General features: G+C 68.4%; 11 protein-coding genes. 5 read left to right on the forward strand and 6 right to left on the reverse strand.

The genetic code is table 11. From position 1 onward, the window contains the following. Positions 1 to 174 precede the first annotated feature (174 nt). Complete coding sequence (locus J3R73_RS06455; RefSeq protein ID WP_307423946.1) at positions 175 to 1,467, forward strand: nickel-dependent lactate racemase family protein; 1,293 nt, start codon at positions 175 to 177, stop codon at positions 1,465 to 1,467. On the opposite strand, the gene J3R73_RS06460 is transcribed toward J3R73_RS06455, so the two are convergent. Next, the gene (locus tag J3R73_RS06460; protein WP_307423949.1) at positions 1,445 to 2,221 is read right to left on the reverse strand and encodes a FadR/GntR family transcriptional regulator; all 777 of its coding nucleotides are present in this window, start codon (positions 2,219 to 2,221) and stop codon (positions 1,445 to 1,447) included. The genes J3R73_RS06455 and J3R73_RS06460 overlap by 23 nt on opposite strands. 281 nt (positions 2,222 to 2,502) lie before the next feature. Between J3R73_RS06460 and larC the strand changes: the two genes are divergently transcribed. Genes larC through larB form a run of 3 tightly spaced genes read left to right on the forward strand, consistent with a single transcriptional unit; the run spans position 2,503 to position 5,290 of the window. After that, a complete protein-coding gene (gene larC, locus J3R73_RS06465; protein WP_307423952.1) occupies positions 2,503 to 3,801 on the forward strand; it encodes a nickel pincer cofactor biosynthesis protein LarC in 1,299 nt (432 codons plus the stop codon). Further along, complete coding sequence (gene larE / locus J3R73_RS06470) at positions 3,798 to 4,607, forward strand: ATP-dependent sacrificial sulfur transferase LarE (protein WP_307423955.1); 810 nt, start codon at positions 3,798 to 3,800, stop codon at positions 4,605 to 4,607. The genes larC and larE overlap by 4 nt, the downstream gene beginning before the upstream one ends. Continuing rightward, the gene (larB, locus tag J3R73_RS06475) at positions 4,604 to 5,290 is read left to right on the forward strand and encodes a nickel pincer cofactor biosynthesis protein LarB (RefSeq protein ID WP_307423958.1); all 687 of its coding nucleotides are present in this window, start codon (positions 4,604 to 4,606) and stop codon (positions 5,288 to 5,290) included. Before larE ends, larB begins: the two co-directional genes overlap by 4 nt. A gap of 48 nt (positions 5,291 to 5,338) precedes the next feature. Here the strand turns inward: larB and J3R73_RS06480 are convergent. The 5 genes from J3R73_RS06480 to J3R73_RS06500 form a co-directional block, all read right to left on the reverse strand. Continuing rightward, a protein-coding gene (locus J3R73_RS06480; protein ID WP_370879838.1) for an IS630 family transposase occupies positions 5,339 to 6,294 on the reverse strand; the annotation gives its coding sequence in 2 pieces (ribosomal slippage) (positions 5,339 to 5,946 and positions 5,946 to 6,294; 957 coding nt in all). A 413-nt stretch (positions 6,295 to 6,707) separates the two neighbouring features. Further along, a complete protein-coding gene (locus J3R73_RS06485) occupies positions 6,708 to 7,556 on the reverse strand; it encodes a fumarylacetoacetate hydrolase family protein (RefSeq protein WP_307423961.1) in 849 nt (282 codons plus the stop codon). Next, positions 7,553 to 8,320, reverse strand: a complete 768-nt coding sequence (locus tag J3R73_RS06490) for a FadR/GntR family transcriptional regulator (protein WP_307423963.1) — start codon at positions 8,318 to 8,320, stop codon at positions 7,553 to 7,555. Before J3R73_RS06490 ends, J3R73_RS06485 begins: the two co-directional genes overlap by 4 nt. A 3-nt stretch (positions 8,321 to 8,323) precedes the next feature. Further along, positions 8,324 to 9,769: an FAD-binding oxidoreductase gene (locus J3R73_RS06495; RefSeq protein WP_307423966.1), complete on the reverse strand. Its 1,446-nt coding sequence runs from the start codon at positions 9,767 to 9,769 to the stop codon at positions 8,324 to 8,326. Between the two features lie 238 nt (positions 9,770 to 10,007). Further along, positions 10,008 to 11,306 carry an MFS transporter gene (locus J3R73_RS06500; RefSeq protein WP_307423968.1) on the reverse strand — a complete coding sequence of 433 codons (1,299 nt, stop codon included), beginning with the start codon at positions 11,304 to 11,306 and terminating at the stop codon, positions 10,008 to 10,010. A 95-nt stretch (positions 11,307 to 11,401) separates the two neighbouring features. Between J3R73_RS06500 and J3R73_RS06505 the strand changes: the two genes are divergently transcribed. Then, the gene (locus tag J3R73_RS06505; protein WP_307423972.1) at positions 11,402 to 12,340 is read left to right on the forward strand and encodes a LysR substrate-binding domain-containing protein; all 939 of its coding nucleotides are present in this window, start codon (positions 11,402 to 11,404) and stop codon (positions 12,338 to 12,340) included. Positions 12,341 to 12,346: the final 6 nt, after the last annotated feature.

Raw genomic sequence — 12,346 nt, forward strand, 5'->3', positions numbered from 1 at the left:
CGAGGCGAGAGGACCGGGCCGGTCGGCGCTTCGCCGGCGGACCCGAATCCGTTCCGGCGAAACCCGAAGTTTCACATCAGATTCGTGATTTCCGGCCATCCTCTTGTTTTTGTTGGTGATCCCGCCTGAAACATCTGCGAGTTTCAGGCGTGTGTTGAAGGAGCGGTGCCTGCGATGACATCCGGCGATATTGCGGTCTCCTATGGGCGCGGCCATCTCGACGTGCGTTTGCCGGCTTCGGCGGAAGCGACGGTCATCCGCAAGCAGCCGCTGCCGAAGATCGCGGATCCCCACGCGGCGCTGATGCAGGCGCTCGACCAGCCGATCGATGCGCCGTCGCTGGCCGAGCTGAGCAGGGGGCGGACGAGCGCCTGCATCCTCATCTGCGACATCACCCGGCCCGTGCCCAACCGCCTTTTCCTGCGTCCGATGATCGAGACGATGGTGGCGGCCGGCATTGCGCTCGACCGCATCCGCATCCTGGTGGCGACGGGCCTGCACCGGCCGAATCTCGGCGAGGAACTGGCCGAACTCGTCGGCGATCCCTGGGTGCTGGCGAATGTGCGCATCGACAACCACGACGCCCGCAACGACGACGACCATGTCGATTTCGGCCGGACCAGCACCCGCGGCACGCCCGTCAAGATCGACCGGCGCTTCGTCGAGGCGGATCTGCGCATCGCCACCGGGCTGGTCGAGCCGCATTTCATGGCGGGCTGGTCGGGCGGGCGCAAGGTCGTCGCCCCCGGCGTCGCCCATCACGAGACCATCCGCACCTTCCACTCGGCGCGCTTCATGGAAGACCCGCTGGCGGTGCAGTGCAACCTCGTCGGCAACCCGCTGCACGAGGAGCAGCTCCAGATCGTCGGCATGGTCGGCGAGATCTACGGCCTGAACACCGTCCTCGACGAGGAGCGCGACCTCGTCTGCATCACCTTCGGCGAGATCATCGCCAGCCACGCCGCCGCCGTCGACTTCGTCAGCAACGTCACCCGCGTCCCGGTGCCGCGCAAGTTCAGCACGGTGGTGACGTCCTCCGCCGGCTATCCCCTGGACAAGACCTACTACCAGACCATCAAGGGCATGGTGACGCCGCTCGACATCCTCGAGCCCGGCGGCACGCTGATCATGGTATCGGAGTGCTCGGAAGGCTTCGGCTCGCCCGAATTCCGCGATGCGCAGACCCGCCTGGTCGAGCTGGGGCCGGAGCGCTTCCTTGCCACGCTGACGGCCAAGACGCTGGCCGAGATCGACGAATGGCAGACGGAGATGCAGCTCAAATCGCTGCGCATCGGCCGCGTCGAGCTCTATTCGTCGGGCCTCGACGCGCATGACAAGGCCATCACCGGCGTCGAGACGATCAGCGATCTCGACGCCGCCATCGCTGCCAGCATCGAGCGGTCGAATGACGGCGCGGTGGCGGTGATCCCCGAAGGACCCTATGTCATCCCCTACCATGCGCCGTGAGCGGCTCCGGCGCGACGGTGCCGGCCTGCTCGCGCAGCGCCGCATAGCGTTCATAGCTCTTGGTCAGATGGGCGCGGGCGGCGCGGCGGGAGGCGGCGGCGTCGCCGGCGAGGATGGCGGCGAAGATCGCTTCATGCTCCTTCTGGATGCGGCGGAGATAGGCCTCGCGCTTGGCCGACGGCATGGCGCCCAGCCGCACGCGCTGGCGCGGAATAATCGAGGCGCCGAACACGTCGATGAAGCGGGCGAAATAGGGGTTGTGCGTCGCCTCCAGGATGGCGCGATGGAAGGCGAAATCCTCCTCCGCGCCTGGAGCGGCGGCGCCGATGGCCTCTTCCAGCGCCCCCAGGGCGATCTCGATGCGCTTGAGGTCGCCGGCGTCCCGGCGGGCGGCGGCGAGGGCGGCGGCCTCGACCTCGACGCTCATGCGCAATTCGAGGACATGGAGGATGTCCGGGATCGATTCGAGCTCCTCCGGCACGATCGAGAAGGTCTTGGAGATCGGCTTGTCCGACACGAACGCCCCGAGGCCCTGGCGCGTCGTGATCAGGCCGCGCGCCCTCAGCGAGGCCAGCGCCTCACGGACGACGGTCCGGCTCACGCCGGTGGCGGAGACGATCGCCTGTTCGGTCGGCAGGCGCTGTCCGGGCGCCAGTTCTCCCGATACGATCCTCTCGACGAGAAGATCGATCAGCCCGCTCGTCAGATTGGGCGTCTGCTTGATGGTATCGAAGAAACTGGGACGGCCGTTCATGGACAGGTGAGCCTGGGCGAGGAATCCGGCGGCAAGGATCGCATGGCGCCCGGACCGGCGCAAGCAAGGGGCGGGCATCGCCGGGCGTGCCGCTGGCCGATGGCGTCGGCTGCTTTTCGCGCGACTTTATCGGGGGCGAGGGCAGGGAGCGCCTCGTCACGGCTCCCCGTCCGCCCCATATGACGGTGCCGTCGGGGCCGGACATCGAATCGCTTCTGCCGGCGGAGCGATGTGCGGGCCTTGCTCCGGCACCGGGACGAACGATCTGGAGAGAGCCGATCATGGAACTGCATCTCGACCTGGTCGGCGGCCTTGCGGGCGACATGTTCGTCGCTGCGATGCTGGACCTGTTTCCCGACCTCGAACCCGCGGTGCAGCGCGGCATCGCCGCGAGCGGCTTGCCGTCCGACGTCGCATGCCGCCTTGTCCGCCATGACGACGGCGTCCTGGTCGGCCGGCGCTTCGTCGTGGAGCGAACCGGCGGCGAGGCGGCGGCCGGTCCGGTCCAGGCCGTTCTCCACGAGGCCGGCCACTCGCACGAGCCCCACGACCATCATCATCACCACGCTCCGGGCGAGGATCGTCACCGGCCCGCCGCGGCGCGTGCGCATCATCACGTCGCCTGGCGGCAGATCCGCGACATGCTGGCCGCCTCGCCGCTCGACCCGCCGGTCCGCGCCGCCGCGATCGGCATGTTCGCGCTGCTCGCCGACGCCGAGGGCGCCGTGCACGGCGTCGACCCGGATGCGGTCACCTTCCACGAGGTCGGCGCCTGGGACTCGATCGCCGATATCGTCGGCGCCGCCGTGATCGTCGCCGCGGTCGGGGCGCGGCGCTGGACGGTGGGGGCCGTCCCCCTCGGCTCCGGCCGGGTGGAGATGGCGCATGGATCCCTGCCGGTGCCGGCGCCGGCGACGGCGCGCCTCCTCACGGGCTTCGCCGTGATCGACGACGGCGTGCCGGGCGAGAGGGTGACGCCGACCGGCGCAGCGATCCTGCGCTATCTGTGCGGCGACGCCGCCCCCGTCGCCGGCGCCAGGATCCTCGGGCGTTCGGGTGTCGGCTTCGGCACGCGGTGCCTGCCCGGGCTCAGCAATTGCGTGCGCGTGCTCGCTTTCGGGGACATGCCGGCATCGGCGGCGACGGATGAGGTCGCGGTGATCGAATTCGAGATCGACGACGCCTCCGGCGAGGAGCTGGCGCGCGGGCTCGACTTCATCCGGGCGCATGCGGCGGTGCATGATGCGATCCAGGCACCCGTCTTCGGCAAAAAGGGCCGCATGATGACGCATGTGCGCGTCCTGGCCGAGCCGGCGGCGCTCGAGGAGATCGTGGCGCTCTGCTTCCGGGAAACCACGACGATCGGGCTGCGCCACGCGGTGCAGCGGCGGGCCGTGCTGCCGCGACAGGCGCGGCGCGTCGCCGTGGGGGCGCATGCGATCGGGGTGAAGATCGTCGAGCGCGGCGATGTGCGAACGGCCAAGGCCGAGGCCGACGACGTCGCCTCGGTGGCGGGCCATGCGGGGCGGGCGGCGCTGCGCCATGCCGCCGAACGCTCGGCCCTGGAGAACGACGCATGACCGACAGCCTCGAACGTCTCGAAGCCATCCTGCCTGGCCTGGGGAGCGTTGCCATTGCTCTCAGCGGCGGCGTCGACAGCATGACGCTCGCCACGGTCGCCCATCGCCTGCTCGGCCGCGACCGCGTGAGGATGATGCATGCGGTGTCGCCCGCCGTCCCGCCGCCGGCGACGGCGCGCGTACGGGAGATCGCGGCGGCCGAAGCCTGGGACCTGCAGATCCTCGACGCCGGCGAATTCGCGGATCCGCGCTATCGCGCCAATCCCTATAACCGCTGCTTCTTCTGCAAGACCAATCTCTACGGCGCCATCGCCGGCCGGACCGACCGGCAGGTCCTCTCCGGCACCAATGTCGACGATCTCGGCGAATACCGGCCCGGCCTCCAAGCGGCGCGCGAGCACGGCGTGCGCCATCCCTTCGTCGAGGCGGACATGCGCAAGGCCGATGTGCGGGCCGCGGCACGCCGGCTCGGTCTCGGTGCCGTCGCCGAACTGCCGGCCTCGCCCTGCCTGTCGAGCCGGGTCGAGACCGGCATACCGATCGATCCGGCGACGCTGGTCTTCGCCCACGAAGTCGAGCAATTCGTGACGGCCGAGATTGCCCCCGCGACGGTGCGCTGCCGCGTGCGGCCTTCTGCCGTGGTCGTCGAGCTCGACCGGGAAAGCCTCGACGCCATGGCCTCCGAGGCCCGTCGCGCGATGGAGGAGGCGATCGGCGCCATGCGGCCGGCGGCGACGCGGGGGCTGCCCGTCACCTTCGCCGCCTACCGGACCGGCAGCGCCTTCGTCGATCGGAGCCGGCCATGAGGGAGACGATCGCAAGCGAGGAGATCAGGCTCGACTTCCAGCGGGCGGCCCGCATCGGGCTGCCCGAGGCGATCTACTGCACCGGCAAGTCGCCCGCCCAGATCGACGCCATCCTGGCGATGGCGGCGGACAAGGGCCGGGGGCTGCTGCTGACCCGCCTCGATCCGGCGAAGCGGGCACAATTGCGGCCCGAGCACGGAGCGGCGATCGATTATTGCCCGGTTTCGGGCACCGGCTTCTTCGGTCCCCTGCCGCCGGAGCAGGGCGGGGCAGCCGTCGCCATCATCGCGGCGGGAACCTCCGACGTGCCGGTCGCCCGGGAGGCCCAGCGCGTGCTGCGCCATGCCGGGCGGGCGTCGAACTTCATCGCCGATGTCGGCGTGGCCGGCCTGTGGCGGCTGACCGAAAGACTGGAGGAGATCCGGGCGCACGCCGTCGTCATCGTCGTCGCCGGCATGGACGCGGCGCTGGCCAGCGTGGTCGGCGGCCTCGTCCCCGGCATCGTCGTCTGCGTGCCGACCTCCGTGGGCTATGGCGTGGCGGAAGGCGGGCACACGGCGCTGAACGCCATGCTGGCGAGCTGCGCCCCCGGCATCACCGTCTGCAATATCGACAATGGCTATGGCGCGGCCTGCGCCGCCATCCGCGCCCTCGACAGCATCGAGATGCAGCGGAGGGCGTGATTCCCGGGATCGCAGGCGTCCCGCCCATATGCGCTAGAGCGAAATTGTTCAGACTGTAGAATATCCAGCATTAGAGAAGTAATTTCTGCATTCGGACGGGGAGAAGCGCGGGAGAGTTTTGGCGATTTCGTCCCAGAGATCGTGGATGGATCGGGTTGCAGCCGCGCGCAGGAGAGCTTTGAGCTTTGCGAAGAGGTTCTCGATCGGATTGAGATCGGGGGAGTAGGCGGGCAAGTAAAGCAGTTCCGCCCCTGCGGCCTCGATGGCTTGGCGCACACCCGGGACTTTGTGGCTGCTCAGATTGTCCATGATGACGATATCGCCGTAATTGAGGGTGGGAACGAGGATCTGCGCGACATAGGCCTTGAAGCAATCGCCGTTGACTGGGCCGTCGAGCACGCAGGGAGCTGTCAATCCCCCGCTGCGCAGAGCGCCAATGAAGGTCGTGGTTTTCCAATGGCCATGCGGCACGTAGTCGATCAGGCGCTGTCCGCGCTTGCACCTGCCGTAGTGGCGCGCCATCGCGGTCGAGGCCCAGGTCTCGTCAATGAAGACCAGACGCGAGGGCCTCAGCCAGATTTGGTTGCTGTGCCATTTGCGGCGAGCGGCCGCGACATCGGGGCGTTTTTGCTCGCTGGCGTGGATCGTCTTTTTTTATATGTCAGCCCAAGCCGCTTGAGCATATGCCACATCGGGGCATGGCTGATGCTGACCCCCAATTCTTCCTCCGCCCAGGCCCGCAGATCCGCGACACGCGCATCCGGATCAGCCGCGACCTTGGCCCGCAGAACCTCTTCATGCTTGGCAAGCTTGAGCGGAACATGATTGCGCTGGGGGCGGGCACTGACCTCCCCCGTCGCGCGCCGCCGCGCGGCCGCCTTGTAGATGTAGGACACACTCACCCTGAAGATTGGTGCGATTGTGCTCGCCGACATCCCGCTATCCAGCGCCCCAAGCACACGATCTCGCAAATCCTGCGAATAGGCTTCACCACGCTTCGTCATGCTTCATCTCCGGAATAGCCCGGAAACCTATGAATCACACTAAGCCATCCAGTGGAATCCCTTCCGATTCCACTCAGACAAATTCCGCTCTAACATATGGGCAAGACCCGCCTTCTCCCGGTTCGGGACTTCGCATTTCCTTTGGAAATGCTTGGGGTCCCGGCAGGGGGATGAGGGTCTAAACTTCAAACGCGGATAGCTCAATAGTCGCGCTGGAATTGCAGAAGTCCAGACCCTCATCCGGCGCTTCGCGCCACCCCCAGCATTTCCGCAGGAAATGCGAAGTCCCGCATGGGAGAAGGAAAATCGCGCTATTGTCGGCAAAGTTAGCGCCTATGGGCGTCCCACCTGCTCTGGAAACGGCTCCGGTCCAGAAAGAGGCAGGCTGGAAGCCTGCGGTCCCAGGGGGGCGCCTATGGCGCGGCGACCGTGACCTGCTGCTGCTCGCCGAGGCCTTCGATGCCGAGGCGGATGGTCTGGCCCGGCTTGAGGAAGACCGGTTCCGGCTTGATGCCCATGCCGACGCCGGGCGGCGTGCCCGTGGAGATGACGTCGCCCGGCTGCAGGCTCATGAATTGCGAGATGTAGGAGACGAGATGGGCGACCGGGAAGATCATGGTGCGGCTCGAGCCGTCCTGGCGCTTGATGCCGTCGACGGTCAGCCACATCGCCAGCTTCTGCGGATCGGCGACCTCGTCGCGCGTCACCAGCCAGGGCCCGATGGGGCCGAAGCTGTCGGCCGACTTGCCCTTGGTCCACTGGCCGCCGCGCTCGGCCTGGAAGGCGCGCTCGGACACGTCGTTGATCACGCAATAGCCGGCGACATGGTTCATCGCGTCGGCCTCGCTGACATAGCGGGCCTCCTCGCCGATGACGACGCCGAGTTCGACCTCCCAATCCGTCTTCTGCGAATTGCGGGGGATGATGACCGGATCGTTCGGGCCGGTGATGGCGCTTGTCGCCTTCATGAACAGGATCGGCTCCGCCGGAATGGCTGCGCCGGTTTCCGCCGCGTGGTCGGCATAATTGAGGCCGACGCAGATGAACTTGCCGACGCGGGCGACGCAGGGGCCGATGCGCTGGCCTTCCGGCAGGAGCGGCAGGGAGCCGACCTCGATCGCGGCGATCCTTGCGAGTCCGGCCGGGGTCAGCCATTCGCCGGCGAGCTCGCCGACATGGGCGGAGAGGTCGCGGACCCCTCCCTTCGAATCGAGGATGGCGGTCTTTTCGGCGCCCTTGGCGCCATAGCGCAGAAGTTTCATCGGTCTTGCTCTTCAGGAAGGGGAGGGGGAGGAGAAGTCCGGCCGCCGGGGGCCGGCTCGACGGGCAGGCCGACGCGGCGGGTGGCCGCCTCGATATGGCTCTGCATGGCGCGCCGCGCCTCGCCATCGTCGCCGGCGGCGATGGCGTCGAGGATGCGCTGGTGCTCGGCGAGCGTCGTCTGCGCCATGTCGTCCGAGCGGAGGCGGTGCCCGGCGGCGAGGATGCTCTCGCGGATCCGCTCCGAGATGAAGACCAGGAACTGAACCATATAGCTGTTGCGCGTGGCGGCGGCGATGACGCGGTGGAACTCGAGATCCGTCTTGAGCCAGGTCACGCTGCCATAGGGGGCCTCGCACATGGTGGCGAGCGTCTGCCGCATCAGTTCGAGATCCTGCCCGGTGCGCCGCGCCGCGGCGAGCGCCGCCGCCTGGGCTTCGAGGATGCCGCGCAGTTCGAACAGGCCGCGGAAGGCGTCGGCCTGCTGCAGCGAGGCGCTGTCGATGGTGAGGACGGTGGAATCGGAGGCTTCCGATACGAAGGCGCCGCGGCCCTGCTGGGACCACACCCGCCCTTCGGAGCGCAGGCGCGATATCGCTTCGCGCACGACGTTGCGGCTGACGCCGAAGGTCTGCGACAATTCCTGCTCGGTCGGCAGCTTGTCCCCCGGCTTCAGACGGCCCTGCGCGATTTCCCGCGAGATGGAACTCGCCACCAGGGCCGGCAGATGGGGACCGCGACTGACCTTGTCGAGCTTCAGCACCATGGCCTATTCGTCCGAAGCGCCGGGAAGGGACGGAAAAATCCGGCCGCTGCTGAGAAGATGGCCGGGATCCAGCACGTTTTTCAGCCGCATGGCAAGGTCGAGAGCGACGGGATCCGCCCGTTCGACGAAAGCCTTCTGCTTGACCCTGCCGATGCCGTGTTCGGCGCTGATGCTGCCGCCGAGGCGGTCGACGACATCGAAGATCAGGGCTTCGGCGCCATGGAAGAGATCCTCGGTCTGCTGCAGCGAGAGGTCCGCCGGCGGAATCACGTTCATGTGGACGTTGCCGTCGCCGACATGGCCATAGGCCAGGGCGAGCGCCTCGGGATAGCGCCCCCGCACCGCGGCGACGCCCTGGTCGACCAGTTCGGCCAGCCGTGAAATCGGTACGGACACGTCGGTGCGCAGGTAGCGCCGGCCATTGCCCTGCCTTTCGACCATTGTCTCCCGGAAGAGCCACAGCCTGTCCGCCTGCGCCTTGCCGGAGGCCATCACCGCGTCGGCCACGAGGTCGTCCGCCTCGGCGAGGCAGCCCTCCAGCAGGGCGCGCAGGTCGACGCGTCCGGCGGCCGAGGTCTCGATCAGCACATAGACGGGGTAGGGCGCATCCATGGGATCGGTGAAGTCCGGCCGGGCCCTGAGCGCGACCTCGATGCCCTCGCGCAGGATGAGCTCGAAGGCGGTGAGCAGGTCGCTGCACTCGCGCCGGGCGCGCGCGAACAGCAGCATCGCATCCTCGACCGAGCGCAGGCCGACCAGCGCCACCTCGACCTGCGTCGGCTTCGGGAACAGCTTCAGCGAGGCGGCGGTGACGATGCCGAGCGTCCCCTCGCTGCCGATGAAGAGCTGCTTGAGGTCATAGCCGCGATTGTCCTTGCGCAGGACCTTGAGGCCATTCCAGATGCGCCCGTCCGCCAGCACGACTTCCAGCCCGAGCACGAGGTCGCGCGTCATGCCGTAGCGCAGGACGTTGAAGCCGCCGGCATTGGTGGCGACGTTGCCGCCGATGCGGCAGCTGCCCTGGGCGCCGAAGGTGATCGGCAGCACGCAGTCGTGCTTCTCGGCCGCGTGCTTGGCGTCCTCCAGGATGCAGCCGGCCTCGACCACCATGGCGAAATCGATAGGGCTCACGGAACGCACGGCATTCATGCGCTCCAGGCTGACGACGAGTTCGCCGCCGCCCGGCGCGGCCACCGCGGCGCCCACCAGTCCCGTCAGCCCGCCCTGCGGGACGAGGGGGATGCGCTCCTGCCGGCAGTGGCGGACCAGCGCTGCCACATCCTCGGCCGTTCGCGGGCGAGCCACGGCGAGAGGACGGCTCACATGGTCTCCCGACCAGTCCCGGCTGTAGCGCTCGAGGTCGCCTTCGGCGGTGAGCAGGAAATCACCGGGAAAGGCCTCGGCCAGCTTGGCGAGGGCCTTGAGGGACTGCGGGGACGCGACGTTCATTCGAGGAGTTCCGGCGGAAGGGCAGCAGGAGGAGGTATGAATTGTAGAGTTATCATACAACTGTGCGATGGGATATCAAGATCGCCTGCGATCGATTCCGGTATCACCGCACGGACGGGCACGGTGGGCGGGTCCCCGACCCGCCCACCGTGCCATCGATTCGCCTTGCCTCCGCCGATCGGGACGATGATCGGCACGTGCCGGTCACGGGAGCGGCACGGTGGATGGGGCCTTCGTGTCAGGCGCTGCCGGCCGGGCGTCTCGCCGCAGCCCGGTTCGGCAGGCAGTACCAGACGGCACCGGCGAGTTGGAGCAGGACGAGCACGGTCCAGGCGGTCAGATGCGCGGCGGGGGGATAGTGTCCGGCCTGCACCGGCCAGCGGTTGAGCAGGGCGCCGACGCCGAGCTGGAAGCCGAAGATCAGCAGAAAGAGCACCAGCGTGAGCGTGGTGTTGGCACGCCCGATCATATGCGCGGGAAAATGCTCGGCGAGCACGGCGTAGCTGAGGATGCCGGTGCCGCCGAAGATGCCGTAGGCGATCCACAGCACCGGCATCGGCAGCGGTGCGCCCAGCATGATCAGCAACTGGTCGACGACGAAGAGCGCCATGCCGATGCCGCAGAAGGCGTTGACGGACAGGCCGACGCGCTCGAGCGCCCGGGCGAGGGCGCCGAAGCCGACGCATCCCGCCATCATGGCGAAGCCGATGATCGACACGAAGCCGGCCGCATGGGCGGCGTCCAGGCCGGCGACGTCGCGCAGATAGGCGCCCACCCAGAGCGATTGCATGCTGTAGAACACGCCCTGGGTGATGCAGGAGAAGGAGGCGATCTTCCAGAAGGCGGCGCTGCCGAGAATATGCCGCGTGCCCTTGAGCTGGCCGGCGATGCTGCCCTGGCGCTGCGGCTCGCCCGGATCGGGCGCCCCGAACCAGAGGGCGAGCGAGACCGCGATGGTGGCGCCGGCGAGGCCGAGGCAGATCGTGCGCCAGTCCGTCACCGTCAGCAGCCAGGAGAGGGGCGAGCCGACGGCGACGCCGCCGAGGCCGCCGACCGCCATGACCAGCCCGTTGACGAGGGGGATCTGGCGGATCGGGAAGGCCTGCGCCAGCGCCTTGAAGGCGCCCCCGAGGCAGACCGAGACGCCCACGCCGATAAGGAGGCGTCCCAGCATCATCGCCCCGAGGCCGTGGGCCTGCCCGAACACCGCGATCCCGGCGGCTGCGAGCAGCAGCATGCCGGCGTTGACGCGGCGGGCGCCGAAATGGTCGAGCAGCACGCCGCCCGGGATCTGCGCCGCCGCGAAGCCGAGGAAATACAGGCTGGTGAGCAGCCCGAGATCGGCCGCGGACAGGCCGATCTCATGGGTGATGAGCGGTGCGAAGCCGAGATTGATGCCGCGGAACACATAGGAGACGAAATAGCCGAGGCCGAACAGCACGAAGACGCGCAGCCGCGCGGAGACCGGCGTGGCCGGCTTCGCCGCCCCTCCTGCACGGGAGGGGGCGGGGCGGTCCGTCGGAGCGTCGTCAGGCATGGTTCTTCGCAAATCCGTGTCGCGGCGTCAGGGCTACCGTAGCGATGGCGGCAAAGCTATTATCGATTGATGATGGCCCGGCATAGGAGAAAGCTATGAGCTTCACGCTGCCGCAGCTCCGCCATTTCGTGGCGGCGGCCGAGACGGGCCGGATTTCCAGGGCGGCCGAGCACTGCAACATCGCCCAGCCCTCCCTCTCGACGTCGCTGCGGAACCTTGAGGACGGGCTCGGCGTGGCGCTGTTCCGCCGCGAGGCCAGTGGCCTCTATCTCACGGCGGAAGGCGAACGGCTGCTGCGCCACGCCAAGCATATCCTCTCGGCGGTGACGGAAGCGACGGAGGACACGCGCGCCGCGCGGGACCTCGCCGCGGGCGAGATCCGGATCGCGGTGACGGAGACCGTCAGCGGCTTCCTCGTTCCCGCGCTGCTGCGGCAGATCGCGCAGGCCCTGCCGTCGGTGACCGTGCAGATCGTCGAATTCGAGCGCCGGGAGGCCGAGGACCGCCTGCTGGCCGGCGAGTTCGACCTGTCGATCGCGATCCTCATGCCGCAATCCGAGCGGCGGCGGCTCGTCCATGACGTTCTCATCCGCTCGCGGCGCCAGCTATGGACCTGTCTCGACCACCCGCTGCTGGAGAAAGAGGCGGTTTCACTGGCGGATGTGGCAGCCTGCGATTTTGCGCTTCTCGACATGGACGAGCATGTCTCGATCGCGCAGGGCTACTGGGCCGAGCACGGTCTCGCGCCGCGCATCATGTTCCGCAGCAAGTCGCTGGAGTGCATCCGCAGCCTGGTCGGGCAGGGGAGCGGGGTGACGATCCTGTCCGACTTCGTCTACCGGGCCTGGTCGCATGACGGTGGCCGCATCCGCCGCCGGCCGCTGCGCGATGCGGTGCCGACCATGGATATCGGCATCGCCTACAAGGCCGACCGGCCGCTCACGCCGAGCGCGCGCAGCGTCGTCGAACTGGCGCGGCGGCTCTCCATGACGAGCGCCGGCCGTCCGGCCGCCGGCGCTCTGCCGCCGGGCTGAGCAGCC

It is taken from the genome of Labrys monachus, assembly GCF_030814655.1.
GTDB classification, from domain to species: Bacteria; Pseudomonadota; Alphaproteobacteria; order Rhizobiales; family Labraceae; genus Labrys; species Labrys monacha.